The organism is Streptomyces sp. NPDC056161 (assembly GCF_042268025.1).
Lineage (GTDB): Bacteria > Actinomycetota > Actinomycetes > Streptomycetales > Streptomycetaceae > Streptomyces.
The window spans coordinates 233,407-249,652 of sequence record NZ_JBHJUV010000005.1 but is presented as its reverse complement, the minus strand read 5'-3'; the positions used below and the strand labels follow the sequence as shown (position 1 = coordinate 249,652).

11 protein-coding genes are annotated in these 16,246 nt (G+C 70.8%); 7 read left to right on the top strand and 4 right to left on the bottom strand.

The genetic code is table 11. The annotated features are described in order from the left end of the window. Positions 1-105 precede the first annotated feature (105 nt). The gene (locus ACFC09_RS07445) at positions 106-888 is read left to right on the top strand and encodes a hypothetical protein (RefSeq protein WP_376524703.1); all 783 of its coding nucleotides are present in this window, start codon (positions 106-108) and stop codon (positions 886-888) included. Between the two features lie 74 nt (positions 889-962). Here the strand turns inward: ACFC09_RS07445 and ACFC09_RS07440 are convergent, their stop codons facing one another. The 3 genes from ACFC09_RS07440 to ACFC09_RS07430 all read right to left on the bottom strand — a co-directional run bounded on the left by ACFC09_RS07440 (position 963) and on the right by ACFC09_RS07430 (position 3,653). Continuing rightward, positions 963-1,829, bottom strand: coding sequence for an LLM class flavin-dependent oxidoreductase (locus ACFC09_RS07440; protein ID WP_376524702.1), 867 nt, complete (start codon positions 1,827-1,829; stop codon positions 963-965). Between the two features lie 104 nt (positions 1,830-1,933). Next, positions 1,934-2,128, bottom strand: coding sequence for a DUF2180 family protein (locus ACFC09_RS07435; protein ID WP_376524701.1), 195 nt, complete (start codon positions 2,126-2,128; stop codon positions 1,934-1,936). Positions 2,129-2,180: 52 nt separating this feature from the next. Further along, a complete protein-coding gene (locus tag ACFC09_RS07430; protein ID WP_376524699.1) occupies positions 2,181-3,653 on the bottom strand; it encodes a catalase in 1,473 nt (490 codons plus the stop codon). A gap of 763 nt (positions 3,654-4,416) precedes the next feature. Between ACFC09_RS07430 and ACFC09_RS07425 the strand changes: the two genes are divergently transcribed. From ACFC09_RS07425 to ACFC09_RS07410, 4 genes are all read left to right on the top strand, one after another. Further along, positions 4,417-5,376 carry a GlxA family transcriptional regulator gene (locus ACFC09_RS07425; RefSeq protein WP_376524697.1) on the top strand — a complete coding sequence of 320 codons (960 nt, stop codon included), beginning with the start codon at positions 4,417-4,419 and terminating at the stop codon, positions 5,374-5,376. A gap of 188 nt (positions 5,377-5,564) precedes the next feature. Further along, on the top strand, positions 5,565-6,398 hold the full coding sequence (locus ACFC09_RS07420) for an endonuclease/exonuclease/phosphatase family protein (RefSeq protein ID WP_376524696.1): 834 nt from the start codon (positions 5,565-5,567) through the stop codon (positions 6,396-6,398). Positions 6,399-6,646: 248 nt separating this feature from the next. Continuing rightward, positions 6,647-7,405, top strand: a complete 759-nt coding sequence (locus ACFC09_RS07415; protein ID WP_376524694.1) for a hypothetical protein — start codon at positions 6,647-6,649, stop codon at positions 7,403-7,405. Positions 7,406-7,931: 526 nt separating this feature from the next. Next, the gene (locus ACFC09_RS07410) at positions 7,932-9,278 is read left to right on the top strand and encodes a hypothetical protein (protein ID WP_376524692.1); all 1,347 of its coding nucleotides are present in this window, start codon (positions 7,932-7,934) and stop codon (positions 9,276-9,278) included. Here ACFC09_RS07410 and ACFC09_RS07405 read toward each other — a convergent pair. Continuing rightward, positions 9,208-11,334, bottom strand: coding sequence for an AAA family ATPase (locus ACFC09_RS07405; RefSeq protein WP_376524691.1), 2,127 nt, complete (start codon positions 11,332-11,334; stop codon positions 9,208-9,210). The genes ACFC09_RS07410 and ACFC09_RS07405 overlap by 71 nt on opposite strands. Before the next feature lie 569 nt (positions 11,335-11,903). Here ACFC09_RS07405 and ACFC09_RS07400 point away from each other — a divergent pair. Next, positions 11,904-15,113, top strand: a complete 3,210-nt coding sequence (locus tag ACFC09_RS07400; RefSeq protein WP_376524690.1) for a hypothetical protein — start codon at positions 11,904-11,906, stop codon at positions 15,111-15,113. 4 nt (positions 15,114-15,117) lie between these two features. Next, positions 15,118-16,152, top strand: coding sequence for a hypothetical protein (locus ACFC09_RS07395; RefSeq protein WP_376524689.1), 1,035 nt, complete (start codon positions 15,118-15,120; stop codon positions 16,150-16,152). Positions 16,153-16,246: the final 94 nt, after the last annotated feature.

Below are 16,246 nucleotides of genomic sequence, written 5' to 3'. Positions count from 1 at the left end.
CTCAAGCGGTGGGTCACCAAGCGAAATCACAGCGAAACCAAAGCGGTCTCACATGACCGGGCAGCACCCTGTGCGGTGTTCGTTACTCGACCGAGGAGCGGCCCCATGCTTGACAATGACATGACACAACACGAGCCCGCTGGAGCACCCCTGGCGCCCGCGGCCCCGCGGGCGCGCCGAGGCGGCGCGCCGCGCGTGCTGTCGAAGAAGAAGGGCGCGTGGATCGTGGCCGCCGGGCTCACCTGCGCGCTGGCCGGTGTCGCCGGCATCAGCACGTCGGCCGCGGCGGCCACCCCGACCGCGGCGACGGTGCTGCCGTCCGACACGCCCACCCCGCCCGGCGGTGGTCCCCGGTCCGACCCGTCCGACGGGGGCGCGACCGGCATCGTCGACGCCGTCTCCGACTCCGGCTTCACCTTCGCCACGGCCACGGGTGTGGAGGTGACCGTCGACGAGACGTCCACGACCACCTACGCGAAGAAGAACCGCGACGCCTCCGCGAAGATCGTGAAGGAGGGCGAGAGCGTCCTCGTCCTGGGCCTGGTCGACAGCGCGACGATCACGGCGACGCACGTCGTCGTCCAGCCCGGCGGCGACGGCGGCGCCGCGGCGGCCGAGGCGGCCGGCGTGATCGCCTTCCAGCAGGGCACCCCCTCCCCCGACAAGTCGGTCGGCCAGATCCCCGACTACACCGAGGGAGAAGGCACCATCGTCAACGGCACCACGGCGTACAAAGCCACCAAGGCCGCGCAGGCCCTCGTACCCGGAGGCATCGCCGACCGCGTGGTGCAGCTCAGCAACGGCGAGTACGAGGTCCACAACATCGCCATCAACTGGCCGCACCACGTCTTCGTCAGCAAGGACTTCAAGCTCCTCGGCTACAACTGACCGAAGGGCTCCGGCCTCGTCCGCCTGCCGTGACACGGCGCCCCTGGTGAGGTGCCGCCAGGGGCGACCGGGCGTCACAGCACCGGCGGGCCCTGCTCGATGCGGCGCAACACCGGTGTGAGCCGGTCGAGGGAGTCGCTGGTCTGGATCTGCCGCTCGTCCCACCAGGTGGCGCCCGCCTCGGCCAACGGGCCGATCAGAGCACGGGCCTTGGCGGTGTCTTCGCCCGGCGTGGCACCGCCCAGGACGATCTCGAAGGGCGCGCCGGACCGGTCCTGGCACTGTGTGCGAACGTATGCAACCAGGTCACGGACCTGATCGACGGGCGGCACGTGGCCGTGTCGGGCATCCGTGAACAGCGGCACCACGCCGTCCCAGCGAGCGGCCCGGCGCATGGGCGGGCGGTTCGGCCAGAAGCCGGCGACCCAGACCGGCGGCCGGGGACGTTGCACGGTGGCGGGCGGCAGCGTCACGTCCCGTACCCGGTAGTGCCGTCCGTCGTGGCTCACCGGATCACCCGACCAGTAACGCCGCAGCAGGTCCAGGCCCTCGTCCAGCCGCTCGGCCAGGACCTTGGGGTCCGTGGTGTCGCCAAAACTCCCGTACTCGTCCTCGATGGGCCCGCCCAGCCCCGCGCCGAACGTGACCCGACCACCGCTCACGGCGTCCAGGGTCGCCACCTGCCGGGCGAGTTGCTCCGGACGCCGCCGGGCGACCGGAGTGACCAGCGTGCCCACCCTGATCCGGGAGGTCGCCAGCGCGGCGGCCGTCAGCAGCATCCAGGGATCACCGAAGGGCCTGCCCGCGTGCTTGCGATGCAGTACGTGATCCCAGACGAACAGCCCGTCCCACCCGGACTCTTCCGCTGCCGCTGCCACCTTCGCCACGGTCCTTGGATCGGCGAAGTCACCGAAGTTCGGGATGTTGACGGAGAAGCGCATCCCCGCATCCTTCTGCACGGCAGCGGGACGGGCAACCGATCAGCTGATCCGCCGAGAATCGCTCGACCGGGCTGCCCGACGGTCACCGGAGCGTGCTGCGGGAATCAGGCGGCCGTCTGAACCCCGGAGCACGTGTTGCACGCCACCAGGCGTGTCACCACGACCACGCCCGCCGTGTGTTTGCCGGCGGCCGTGTCGACCCTTGCGTGGGTGGCGCAGACGGCCAGACCGCAGAAGGAACAGATTCCGATGGCGGACCTGCCTCCCGCCCCTGTCCGGGCGCAGTCGTAGCAGTTCATCTCTACCTCCTGTTGGCGTGGGGGCGCTGGGCATCCGGGCCGCGACCCCGGTTCAGCGGCGCCGTTCCTTGACCGCCGCCTCCAGACGGCTGCCGAGGTCCGAGTCCGCCTGGCGGAAGTTGTCCACCGCCCGCCTGACGATGTCGTCGCGGTCGGCCGAGACACCTCCGATGGCATTCGCCAGGTTGTCGATCAGGCGTTCCTGCTCGGCCCCGGACATCAGGCGGTAGAGGTTGCCCGCCTGCACGAAGTCGTCGTCCTCGGCGTGCGCGGGTGCCTCGTGGGTGCCCGTACCGCCGGACACCGCCGTGGACTGCCACAGCGGACGGTCGGTCTGGGCCGGACCGCCGAAGCTGTTCGGCTCGTAGTTCTTCGCGCCCTTGTGGCGGCCGTCGTACAGGTGGCCGTCCCGGGAGTAGGTGCGCGCCTCGGCGGCGTGCGGGCGGTTCACCGGGAGGTGGTCGGCGTTGATGCCGACGCGGTAGCGGTGGGCGTCGCCGTAGGCGAAGAGGCGGCCCTGGAGCATCTTGTCCGGGGACGGGCCGATGCCGGGCACGAAGTGCGCCGGGCTGAAGATCGACTGCTCGACCTCGGCGAAGACGTTCTCCGGGTTGCGGTTCAGCTCCAGCCTGCCGATCTCGACCGGCGGGTAGTCCTCGTGCGGCCACACCTTGGTGAGGTCGAACGGGTTGAAGCGGTACGTCGCCGCGTCGGCCGCCGGCATGATCTGCACCTGCACGGTCCAGCTCGGGAACTCCCCGCGCTCGATCGCCTCACGCAGATCCCGCTGGTGGCTGTCCGGGTCCTTGCCCGCCAGCACCGCCGCGTCCTCGGCGGTGAGGTTCTCGATGCCCTGGTCGGTCTTGAAGTGGTACTTGACCCAGAAGACCTCACCGGCCCCGTTCGTCCACTGGTAGGTGTGCGAGCTGTAGCCGTTCATGTGACGGTACGAGGCCGGGATGCCACGGTCGCCGAACAGCCAGGTCACCTGGTGCGTGGCCTCCGGGCTCAGGCCCCAGAAGTCCCACACGTTGTCGGGCTCCTGCGAACCGGTGTACGGGTCGCGCTTCTGCGTGTGGATGAAGTCCGGGAACTTCAGGGCGTCCTTGATGAAGAAGACCGGGGTGTTGTTGCCGACGAGGTCGTAGTTGCCGTCCTCGGTGTAGAACTTCAGCGCGAAGCCGCGCGGGTCACGGACGGCGTCCGCCGCGCCCAGGTTGCCGGCCACCGTCGAGAAGCGGGCGAACACCTCGGTCTGCTTGCCGACCTCGGAGAGGAAACCGGCGCGCGTGTAGCGGGTGACGTCGGCGGTCACGGTGAACGTGCCGTACGCGCCGCCGCCGCGCGCGTGCACGATCCGCTCCGGGATGCGCTCCCGGTTGAAGTGCGCCAGCTTCTCGAACAGCAACTGGTCCTGGACGAGCAGCGGTCCGCCGGGACCGGCCGTCTCGGTGTTCTGGTTGTCTGCGACAGGCGCGCCCGTCTCGGTGGTGAGCGTGGGACGCCGTCCCTCGTGAGTGGTCATCTTCTCTGCCTGCCTCGTGTGGGGGTGCGGATCGGGGAAGCGGGTCGACGAGCGCTGCACGGTGTCGGTCCCGGGCGCCCCCGGTCGGCCGGGGCCGGACGTGTCCGGTCGGCCGGGGCCGGACGTGTCCGGTCGGCCGGGGCCGGACGTGTCCGGTCGGCCGGGGCCGGACGTGTCCGGCGGTGACCGCTTCCGGCCTGGTCGTTCGGGTGGGTCGGAGTTCTCCCCGGCCTCGGAACAGGCGCGTCGGAATCAGGGTGCGTGATGAGCCCGCACATCGGTCCTGACGTTCCCGCAGGCGGTGTCGGGACGGTCCTTGTCGCCTTCGGTGAACGCAGTGGTGAACGAAGTGAGGAGTTGGTTCGCGAGGTCCCGGCGCTTCCCGGCATCCGGCCGCGGGTGCGCCGCGACGACCGACGCGGGGTGAGCGGCCGGGACCTGAGACCACCGATCCCCCGGATGTCCGGCCGGACACCGCGGGTGACCAGCACGGTCGTGGGTGCCGGGTACGGCCGCCCCCGTCCGCGCGGCGCGGTCCCGCAGGCAGACCCGCCCGGGGCGGCGGACCGGCGGCGAGCGGGGAGACATCGCGGAGCGGTTCCGTAGCCTCCCGTGCCGGGGCGGCGTACCGGATCGCCACGTCCGCGATCGCTTCGCACATCGTTCGTCTGCCTCCTTCCGGGACCGGTGATCTGCCTCCAGGGTTCCGTGACGGCGTAAGCTGGGCCATGTCTCTGCTGCCAGGAAAACCACGGATTCGGACATGACGCATCGGGTTGGCTTTGTGGTCTTCGAGGGGATGACCATGCTCGATGTCAGCGGCCCGTCGGAGGTGCTGCACCAGGCGAGCCGGCTCGCTCCCCCGTACGAGCTGGTCATGGTCTCCCCGGACGGTGGAACGGTCACCACCTCCACCGGGCTCGCGCTGACCGGCACGGTCCGGGCGGCCGACGCGGGCCCGGTCGACACCGTCGTGGTCGCCGGGGGCGACCGACTGGCCACGCAGCCGATCGAGGAGGGCTTGCTGGCCACGGCCCGCGACCTCACCTCACAGGCCCCGCGCGTCGCCTCGGTGTGCACCGGTGCCTTCGTCCTGGCGGAACTGGGGCTGCTCGACGGCCGCCGAGCGACGACGCACTGGCGGCACGCGGCCATGTTCGCCCTCCGCTACCCCCGGGTACACGTCGAGCCGGACGCCATCCACATCCGCGACGGACGGTACGTCACCTCCGCGGGCATCAGCGCGGGCATCGATCTCACCCTCGCCCTGGTGGAGGACGACCACGGTGCCGACACGGCACGGGACATCGCCCGCGAACTGGTCGTGTTCATGCAGCGTCCGGGCGGGCAGTCGCAGTTCTCCACGGCCATCACCACGCCCCCAGCCCGCGGTGACCTGCTGCGCTCGTTGATCGCGTCGGTGCTCGCCGATCCGGCCGCGAACCACAGTCTGCCCGCGATGGCCGCGTCCGCCGCCATCAGCCCGCGCCATCTGGCCCGGCTGTTCCGCACCGAACTGGGTACCACACCCGCGCGCTGGGTCGAACGGGTCCGGCTCGACCGCGCCCAGCAACTGCTGCTCGAAGGGCACAGTGTCACCTCGGCGGCGCAGCGCAGCGGGCTCGGTACGGACGAGACCCTCCGCCGCGCCTTCGCCCGCCATCTGGGCACCACACCCACCCACTACCGCAAACGCTTCGCCACGACCCGCCAGGAGCAGTAGGTGCCCCTCCGGGGAGACCGACCCCGCTCGGGCGGGACCCCACTCTGACGCCCTTCCCGAACGGCCTCCCGGAGGGCATCGGACGTGCTTCGGGCTCGGCAAGGATCTACCTGACGCCATACGGCCTTCCGGCTCGACGAGGCCGATGATGGAAGACGGCGGCCCGGCAGCGCGAAGAAGGGGGACACGTGCGGGTGTTGACATGGAACCTGTGGTGGCGGTTCGGCCCCTGGGAGCAGCGGCGCAAGGCGATCCTCGCCGTGCTGCGTGAGCTGCGACCGGACGTCGTCGGGGTGCAGGAGGTGTGGGCCGGCGGCGGGGAGAACCTTGCGCGATGGCTGGCGGACGACCTGGACATGCACTGGGCCTGGGCCCCTTCACGGGCCCCGCAGATCTGGCAGCGCAGGCTCGGCGATCAGACGTTCGACATCGGCAACGCCGTTCTCAGCCGGTGGCCCATCGCGGAGCGGGCCGTGGCACAGTTGCCCCACGGGCCGGGCATGGACGACGGACGTCTGGCCCTGTACACACGACTGGCCGCCCCCGGACACGACGTGCCGTTCTTCACGACACATCTGACGTCGTCCACGGACGCCTCGGCGGTGAGGTGCGCACAGGTCCGGGATCTCGCGCGGTTCGTCGCCGCCCACCGCACGGGAACCGCGTTCCCACCGGTCGTCACCGGAGACTTCAACGCCTGGCCGGACTCCGACGAGATCCGCCTGTTCGGAGGCTACAAGACTTCACCCGCGGCCCCCGGGCAGATCTTCTACGACGGCTGGGAATACGCGGACCCCGCACAAGCCTCGGCAACCTGGAACCCGGCCAACCCCTTCGTCGCGCCCGGCGACCCCGAAGTCCGCGTCGACTACATCCACGTGGGACCGCCGGGTCCAGGCGGCCTCGGACACGTCAAGACCATCCGTCGCACCGGCGACCGGGCCGTCGACGGCGTCTGGCCGTCCGACCACGCGGCCGTCCTCGCCGAGTTGGAACTCCCGATCGGGAGCGCCCACGCGTAGGCCGGGAGATTCCGGGAGACATGAGGTGGGGATGTCTCTGACGGCGACCGCCTCGGCCGTACGGGGCGCAGTCAGACCGATCCCAGCCGAGTTCCAGGACCGACCACCCTGGTGACCAGAAACTCCGACAGGAGCAGTACATCCCGGTGGCAGGTGACAGCGGCTACCTGGCCCGCTGCGAAGGGCCACAGGACGATTCGCTCGCCGTCGGAGCGTCCGATGTCGTACAAGGCAGGAGAACGAAGCCGATGACCAGCTACAAGAACCAGGCGGACGGCACGGTCTGGGACCCGTTCGGTACGCTGCGGGGCGCGTTGTGGATCGGGGGCGGTCAGTGGGCCGGTAAATCGACCGTGGCCCGCCTGCTGGCGCACCGATACGGTGTCACCGCATACCACTACGACTACCACGACGCTCGCGCTCACCAGGATCGCCGGACCGCCCGTCGTATCAGCCTCGGAGAGCCCGCCGGCGAGGCCGATCCGGACAAGGTGTGGGTCCGGACACCCCCGGAGGAGATGGCGGCCGACACGCTGGCCGGCTTCCCCGCCCGGTTCGAGTGGGCGCTGGACGACCTGCGCGCGCTCGTCTCCGGCCGTCCGATCGTCGCCGAGGGCTGGGGGCTGCGCCCCGAACTGGTCGCACCCATCGTCGACTCGCCCCGCCGGATGGTCGTCATGGTCCCCACACCGGAGTTCCGCCGACGCCAGATCCGCGAACTGCCACGAGCCGCCGCGCTGGAGCACCGCGTCAGCGACCCGGCCCTGGCCCAGGCCAACCGGCTCGCCCGCGACCGGCTCGTCGCCGAGGACGCCACACGCGCGGCTCGTCGGCTCGGCATTCGCGTGATCGAGGTCGACGGCTCCCTCGACGCCGTCGGCGTCGCGGAGACGGTCGCCGACCACTTCGGTCCCTGGCTCCCGCCCCGGCAGGACAGCGAGACCGACCGCCCCGCTGCCCGTACGGCCGGCCACTCGGCCTGGGAGCCGCCGCACCACGCTGGTTAAGGTGGGCCTGCTCGATCACATCGCCCCTTCAGGAGGTGCCCCATGAGGCCAGCCGAGCCTCTTCCGATACGGGTGCCGATCGGAACGGGCTCCCGGCAGTGGGTCAGCCGGCACGTGCGCCGGCACGTGCTGCTGGTGGTGCACAACGTCACCTCCGCCGGACGCCTGCTCGATGTGCTCCCCCTGTTCCACGACGACTTCCGGGTACAACTGCTGGTCACCTCGACCGGGTCCTCGGTGTTCCAAGGGGGAGTCCACGAGTTGTTCGGCGAGCTGGGCCTGCCCGTGCTCCCCTGGGCCCAAGCGCTCTCGACGCCCGTGGATCTCGCGATCTCAGCGAGCTTCGGCGGGCAACTCCCCTATCTTCATGGCAAATTGTCTGTCCTGTCGCATGGTGTCGGATACACTAAAAAACTCGCCACGCCGGGAGCCGGGAGCCGGGAGCCGGGAGCCGGGAGCCGGGAGCCGGGAGCCGGGAGCCGGGAGCCGGGAGCCGGGAGCCGGGAGCCGGGAGCCGACCTTCGGTTTGTCGTCGCAGTGGCTCCTGGCCGATGGCAAGCCCTTCGTGGACGGCCTGGTCCTGTCCCACCCGGAACAGTTGGAGCGGTTGCGCCGTGCCTGCCCCGAGGCCGTCGAGGCTTCCGTGCTGGCCGGGGATCCCTGCTTCGACCGGATGCTCGCCGCCCGCGCTCACCGAGCCCGCTTCAGGCGGGCATTGGGTGTACGGCGGGGCCAGCGGCTCGTCGTCCTGAGTTCCACCTGGAACCCGGAGGGGTTCTTCGGCGACGGCGGTCAGGACGTCCTGCCGGGCCTGCTTCCGCGACTCGCGGCCGAGTTGCCGGCCGACGACTACCGACTGGCCGCGGTGCTGCACCCGAACATCTGGTACGGACATGGACCGGGGCAGATCCGCGCCTGGCTGGATGATGCCTGCCGCAACGGGCTGGCGCTGGTCGATCCCGTGCACGCCTGGCGACAGGCCGTTCTCGCGGCGGATGCCCTCATCGGCGATTTCGGGTCGGTCTCCTACTACGCGGCGGCTCTGGGTGTGCCGGTGCTGCTGGCGGCCGAGGGCCGAGACCGGCTGGACCCCGAGGCACCGCTCGCGGCCTTCGTCCGGCAGGCGCCGCGCCTGGATCCGCACGGCCCCTTGCGTGCCCAGGTGGAGAAATTGCCGACCGAGCAGCCTTCGGCGGTCGGCACGGCGGAGTTCGTCACGTCGGTGCCAGGCGCTTCGGCGACACTGCTGCGACGGCACTTCTACCGGCTGCTGGACCTGCCCGAACCGTCGGCTCCGGCGCTCTTGGAGCCGCTACCGTTGCCCGCGTACGATCCACCGCGCCGAACGGCCCTGCTGCGTGTCCGGACATGTGTCGACGGGCCGGAAGTGCGGATCGAGCGGTCCGCGGAGGCCCCGTACCACGCGAGGGGCGACCTGCATGTCGCCGTGCACGAGGACACCCGGGATCCGGGCGGCCTGGAGGTGGCCGACGTGATCGTGCGTGACGGGCAGCCGGACGATCCCCGCCTGGGCGGCTGGCAACTGTGGACGGCGGAGGTGCTGCGCCGCTACCCGCAGTGCGCCATGGCGGCGTTCGTCGGCGGCCCGGACGAGTGTTTCGTACGGACTCGGGACGGCGGCGTGTTCCGGTTGTCCGCCGGCCCGGATGCCGACGCCGATCCGGCGGCCTACGCCTCGTCGCTCCACGCGTGGCTGTCGGCAGGCAACCGTGTTCCGCGCGACGGCTGCACACTCCGGGTGCACGCGGCCGGAGACGGACACCCGGTGGCCGTGGTACCCGTCACCCCGCGGCCTCGCAGCGCAGCCGCAGACCTGCGAGGTACTGAAGGTGCGGGACCGCGGCCGGCGTGAGCAGGCGTTCCGCCGCGGCGATCCTCGTCAGCGCCTCGGTGTTCTCGCCCGCGTCGTGGAGGGTTTCGGCGAGGTCCGTGAGCACCCGTGCGGTGTTGTACGCCTCCCCTTCCCGCTCGAAGAAGTCGACGGCCGACTGCAGCAGGTGCCGGGATTCCTCCAGGCGGCCCATGCCACGCAGCGCGCGCCCTTGGTGGCGCTCGACCAGCGCGAGGGCGCGGGGCAGGTCCGCGGCGCCTTCCTGGCCGGAAGTGATCTGCTGGTAGACACGGCGGGCCTCGGTGAAACGCTCGTACGCCGCCGGAAAGCGGAACCGGTACAGACCGAGCAGGCCCTGTAGTTCGACGGCCGATGCCTCTCCCCGCAGATGCCCTGCCGCCTGCTCGCAGTCCACGGCGGCGCGCGCCTCGCGGTTCGCTTCGTCCAGGTGGCCCAACTGGTCCAGGCAGAAGGCCAGTTGGAAGTGGAGCGCCCCGGCCATCCGGGTGCGGGGTCGGTGTACGTCGGCGCAGCGGGCCGCCACTCTCAGTGCGGGCAGTGCCTCGTCCTTGTGTCCGGCCTTCAGTTGCAGCGGCCACAGGGTGCGGGCCAGGCGGAGGGCCGTGGTGATGTGCTGGTGCTCCTCGGCCAGTGACACCGCCCGGACCACGTTGCCCGCTTCGGCCGCGAGGACCGCCAGCCCCTCCGCCTCGTCCTGGCAGGCGGTCCCGCTCTGCGGTTTCGGCTCGGTGCGCCAGCTCTGCGGAAGGGCGGCGTGCGCGGCGTGCAGGGCCCGGTTCAGTACGGCGTCCAGGGTGCGGGTGACGGCGGCGGAGCACTCGGCGATGCCGTGTTCCGGTCCCGCGGTGTCCACCAGGTACCGGCGTACCTCGGGCCGGAATCGGTAGCGTTCGTCCGCCAGCGGCTCCAGCAGTTGGGCGTCGGCCGCTTCGGCGAGCATCAGGGCGGCTTGTTCCGGCCCGGTGCCCGCCGCGGCCGCGGCCAGGTAGGGGTCGAGGCTGGGCCAGCCGCCCAGCGCCGCGAGCCGGCACAGGCGCACGGTCGACGACGGCAGGCGACTGCCGGCCCGTTCCACCGCCTCGCGCACCGGGTCGTGCAGGTCGGGTCCCGCAGTCGGCCGCGGGAGGGTGGAGTGATCGGATTCGGCCGCCAATTGCATCGCCGCGGCCTTCAAGGCGAACGCGTTGCCCGCGCACCGGTCGAGCAGGTACGGCATCCGTGCCCTGGCCCGGGTGATCTTCTCCCGCCCGGCCAGGTTCCGCATCATCCGCACCGCGTAACGATCGCTCAGCGGCTGGACTTCGACGCGCTCCGCCTCCAGGGCGAAGGGCCGTCCGGAGACGACCACGAGCAGGAGCACGTCGGGTGTGCCGGGCGTGAGGCTGCGGACCTGGGCGAGTGAGGTCGCGTGGTCGACGACCACCAATGCCCGGCGGCCCGCGGTGAGTTGCCGGTAGAGCCGCTCCCGGTCCGCTCCGGTGGAGGGGATGTCCTCGGGCTCGACGCCCATCTGCCGCAGCAGACGCGCCAGGACCGCGGACGGTTCGAGTCCGCTGTCCGACGCTGTATCACGCAGGTCGACGTAGAACTGTCCGTCGGGGAACCGGGCGTGGTGCGCGGCGCCCAGGTGCAGGGCGACAGCGGTCGTGCCGATGCCGGGCGGCCCGTGGAGCAGCGCGACGCGGGGGCGGCCCGCGGCGGGCCGGGTCGCTTCCCTCGCCAGTTGCTTGAGGACTTTCTGACGGTTGGTGAAGTGATGGGGGGCGGGCGGCAGTCCGGCGGCGCGGGAGAGGGTCGCCGCCTGCTGGGTGTGGGTGCGCAGGAGGAGTGCCCATTCGCCGGCCAACCGGGCGTCATGACCCAGCCGCGCGTGCACCAGGCCGGCCAGTGCCGCCTGCTCCTCCGGGTCGGCCGGCAGTGGTGTCTGCTGTCCGGTCGTCCTTCTGAGCAACGCTCCTGTGGACAGGAGGAGTTGTCTGCCCATCTCCCCCGCGGCGCCGTTGCCCACTGAGGTGAGAAACGCGGTGAGCGCGCTGAGCGCCACGACCTCCAGCACGTCGGCCCCTCCTGGTCCCCGATCCCGGCCCTGGCCGGACTGTATCCCCGGATCAGCGGTCCCGGAGAACATTTCGGCCTTCGGGGTGCAGGTCCTGTCGGCGCACACCGGACGGGGCCCGCGATCTCCTGCTCGGCGTCCACGCCGCGCAGACCGGCGAGTGCGCGGGCGACGTCGATCACCGCTTCGGCACCGCCGAGGAGACTGCCGCCTCCGCCGTCCGGGCGGCCCGCTTCTTCCTCATGGTCCACATCTACGTCACCGGTCGGGTCGTCACGGCCGACGGCGGCGAACCCCTCTTCCGGCTCCGGCCGCGTGGCGGGCTCCGGCCCCGTGGCGGTTCCGGCCCCGTGGCGGTTCCGGCGCCGGCCTGGGGCGGCATGCACCGCCGGGCCGCGCACGCACCGACTGAGATGCCCCTGTCAAGACAGAACGGTCCTTCGGCACCGAGGAACACTCACGAGAGTGAACTTCAGCCCTGGGCCCGGTGGACCACCGCATAGTGAGTACGCCAGAAGGCGCCGGATCGGGCTGCGAACGGCGCCTGGACACCCCCCGCAGGAGGCACCGTGGAACCTCTTTTCCGTCTGGCCCTGTTACGTCCCGCCATTGCGCAGGACCCCGAGAACCCGAGCGTCGAACTGTCCCAGCAGACCGACTTCCAACGGGCCCTGTCCGTCGCGTCGAGCACGCCGGACCCCCGCCCCGAACTGCGGCGGGTGGTCGGCGAGTACGTCGCCGGTCCACTGTTCGTCGGGAAGCCCGAACAGGCCCCCCTCGCCAAGGAGACGGCCAGGTTCGCGGCCACGCTCGACCGGCTGCCCGCCCTGGCCTCGGCGAGAGCGGCGGCGGCAGCGGTCGAGACCCGTCCGGGCCCTGCCGCGCCGTCACCGCCCTCGCTGCGGGACACGGTGATCGCCGCCGTCCGGGACGCGTTCGGCGTGGCCCCGGCGGACGTCGTGCAGAGCGCGCCGTACAAGGATGCCGTGGCCCGGCTCCGGGACAGTGTGCTGGCCATCAAGTACCTGCCCGCCGAGCACACCAGACCGCTGGAAGAACTCGTTCGCCGGCTGCGTCACCTGGAGATCGTCTCGCGCCTCGTGACGCACACCGCCTTCCCGGCCGGCCCCCAGGAGTTGCGGCGGGCCCGCAGGCGTCCGCTGCGGCTGCCGGGTGCGACCGGGCTCGAACCCGTTCTGTCCACCCTCCAGGCCCGACGCAGGCAGCGGGAGAAGGAGGCCGAGGCCGCCGGGGTGCGGCGCGCACGGGCGGAACAACTGCTCAGCGTCTACCGGCAGTTGCGTACGGCGATCGGCGAACTCACCGGCCTGGGCGGCGAGCACTTCAGCGTCTCCGCGCAGAGCGAGTCGGCGGAGGTGCTGCCGCCCGCCGACTACACCCCGCCCGCCGAACTGGCCCGTCAGATCAGCTTCCACAGCCGTCTCGCGGAGGCCAACCTGCGGGCCCTGGGCGCTGGTACGGGAACCGGCGGCGGCGCGGTCGGCGGCACCAGCGCTGAAGCCGCGGCCGAGGAGCCCCCGCCGGATCCCGCGCAGCCCACGGTCGTGGCCGGGGCCGCGCAGCTCGCCGGCGAGGTCTTCGGCGCCAAGCCGGACCTGCTCGCGGGCAGCCCCGGCTTCATCCCGGCGGTCCTCAAGGAGCTGAGCTTCCGGCTCGGCCCCAACGCGGCGCAGCAGTTGTCGGAGGCCACCCGGACCCTGCTGACGGCACGCGGCATCGACGTGAGCGCCCAGCCGCTGGACCGGATCGTCGCCCTGCTCCAGAGCGAGGTCGACCGGACGGCCGCCGAGTTGGAGAAGCTGTTCGGGAAGCCGGCCAGACGCAGCGTGCGGCGCATCGGCGGCACGCTGGTCACCACCTCGACACCGCTGCCGTCGGTGTGGAACGCGATCACCGTCAGCGAACTGGATCCGATCGAGCAGATCCCGCTGGAGGGTGAGCGCGTTCCGGCCACCCAGGGCAGCGTGAAGCCGTCCGGAGTCGCCGATCTCCTCGTGGTCCGGCAGCAGTTGATCGGCTACGAGGGCGCGGACATCGCCCACATCGAGAACGTGCTCAAGGGCGAGACCAAACTGCGCGAGCACACCCGGCGGGAGGAGACCGAGCAGATCACCGTGCGGGAGACGGAGACGACCACCTCCGAGGAGCGTGAGCTGGAGTCGACCGACCGCTTCGAGATGAGCCGGGAGTCCAGTGCCGTCATCAAGGAGGACGCGGCGCTGAAGGCCGGGCTGACGGTCTCCGGGAAGTACGGACCCACGGTGGAGTTCTCGGCCTCCGCCGAAGGCTCCGTCTCCCGGTCGAAGGAGGAAGCGACCAAGTCGGCCTCCGACTTCTCCCAGGACGTCACCCAGCGCAGTGCCGGCAAGATCGCCGAGCGAGTGCTGGAGCGCACCTCGTTGCGGGTCACCACCGAGGTCACCGAGAAGAACACCCACACCCTGGACAACCACCCCGGCATCGAGCACATCTCCGGGGTCTACCAGTGGGTGAACAAGGTGTACCAGGCGCAGATGTTCAACTACGGGCTGCGCACCATGTTCGACTTCATGGTCCCGGAACCCGCCGCGTTCCTCATCCACACCCTCCAGTCGGCGCACGCGGGAGCCGTCCGGTTGGACAAGCCGCCGTCCTTCACCCTCCAGGCGAACCAGGTCGACGAGACCAACTACCACTACTGGGTGCAGGCGTACCAGGCGACGGACGTCACCCCGCCGCCCGAGATGTACGTGACCAAGTCCTTCGACTTCAAGGCGGGCGGCGGGGACAGCAAGACCAACTACAACCACTCCGGCCAGATCACCGTCGACGAGGGCTACCAGGCGTTCCAGGGGTCCGTGGCCTACCTGTGCGACGTCTGGGAGAGCCAGCACTCCCTGGACGTCGCGGTGGGTCGCAGGACGCACCGGTTCGGCCCGGGGGACAGCTGGGTGTGGATCACCATGCTGGACGAGGAGCAGGGTTCCCTTCCGGTCGCCGTCGACACCTTCCGCCTCTCCCAGGTCGCGGTGGCCGTCGAGGTCAAGTGCAGGCGCACCGAGCACGCGATGGAGAAGTGGCGGGCGGATACTCACGCCAAGCTGACCATCGCCTACCGCGCCCGGCTCGCCGAGTACGAGGAGAAACTCGCCGCCCTGACCCTGGAGGCCGGTGTCGGCATCGAGGGCCGCAACCCGCAGGCCAACCAGGAGCTGATCGCCCACGAACTGCGCAAGAACTGCGTGAGCATCCTGACGGCGCAGCACTTCGACCTCTTCGACGCGCTGGACATCGGGGCCGACGGCATCCCGCAGATCGACGTCGACGAGGCCGCGGCGGAGGGCGCCTACGTGCGCTTCTTCGAGCAGGTCTTCGAGTGGGAGCACATGACGTGGGTCGCGTACCCGTACTTCTGGGGCCGCAAGAGCCAGTGGGACGAGCGCCTCGCCTACGACGACCCCGATCCGTTGTTCAACCAGTTCCTCAAGGCCGGGTACTGCCGGGTCACGGTCCCCGCCCGCCTCGGCTTCGAAGGCGCCGTCGACCACTTCATGAACTTCGGCGAACTGTGGAACGGCGGCCCCCTCCCGACCGTGTCGAGCCCGCTGTACCTGCCGATCGCCGACGAGATCGCCGAACGGCTCGACCGGCCCGGTGACGAGATCCCCCAGGGCGAGCCCTGGACCGTACGCATCCCCACCAGCCTCGTACGGCTCCGCGCCGACGACCGACTGCCCCGCTGGGTGCAGAACGCCCAGGGCGAGTGGGTCGAGGACTGAGCGGATGAAACACTTCGTCCTGGTGGCGGGGTACGAACTGCCGCCCAAGAACCTTCCGTTCCGGGCCTACTGCGAGAACCGGATCAGACGGCTGGTCGCGGCCAACAAGGCCGGCGAGGACCTGGTCTTCCAGATCTTCGACGTCGGAAGCGGGGAGGTCGTCGCGCGGACCTTCACCTACCCGGGCGGCACCCGGACCGAGTCGGTCGCCGCGGTCCGCTCCTTCCTGCGGGTCACCCGGGCCCGGTACGACGGCCACGCGTTCAAGGACGGCCAGGACGGCGTCATGTCGGTCACGGACGTCTACGCGGCAGTACGGACCATCGGGGCGCGCGCACCCGGCACACTGATGGAACTAAGCTTCGTCTCACACGGCTTCTACGGCGGCCCGGTCCTGGTCAACAGCTATGACGACGGCATCGCGGAGCGGCCGTCCACCGTCCCCGGAGGCCGGCCCGTCCTGGTCCAGATGGGCAGCATGGCCCGTGACCCCGACGACAAGGATCCGCGTGCGAAGGACTTCCACGCGGCGAACATGGAGCCCGCGGAACTCGCCGCTTTCCAGGCGGCGTATCACCCCGACGGCATCAACTGGACCTGGGGTTGCGCGTTCGACGAGACCGTCCACCAGATCCTGACCAAGCTGGAGTTCCACCCCGAATACCGGTCCGCCGGTCTTCCGGACAGCAAGGCCCTGGCGTTCCGCAATCTCACCCAGGGCCAGGTCTACGTGCTCGAAAAGGGTCTGGGCACCACTTTCCCCGACCATCGGGAGGTCGACGTGACCTTCGGTGAGATGAAGCGGTTCTTCCGCAAGTACCTCCTGTCCTCCTACAGCCACGCCCTCGCGGTCGCCTCCCGGCGGAGGACCTTCGGCGGGCTGGTCGGCACCTACGCCGAACCGGACACCGGTCCCCGGCCGCTGATGCACATCAACAGCGGCTTCAGCAGGCACTTCACCTTCTACAAGAACTACTTCGGCTTCGCTTTCGACCCGGAGGGACGCCGGTACGGCCTGTACGACCCGGCCTTCGCCTGAGTCCCGATTCCCGGCACGGGCGCACGGCCCCTCGTCGGGCGGTGACGGAACCTGAGGATGGCCAAAAAGCACCACAGGTTCCGTCACCGGACCG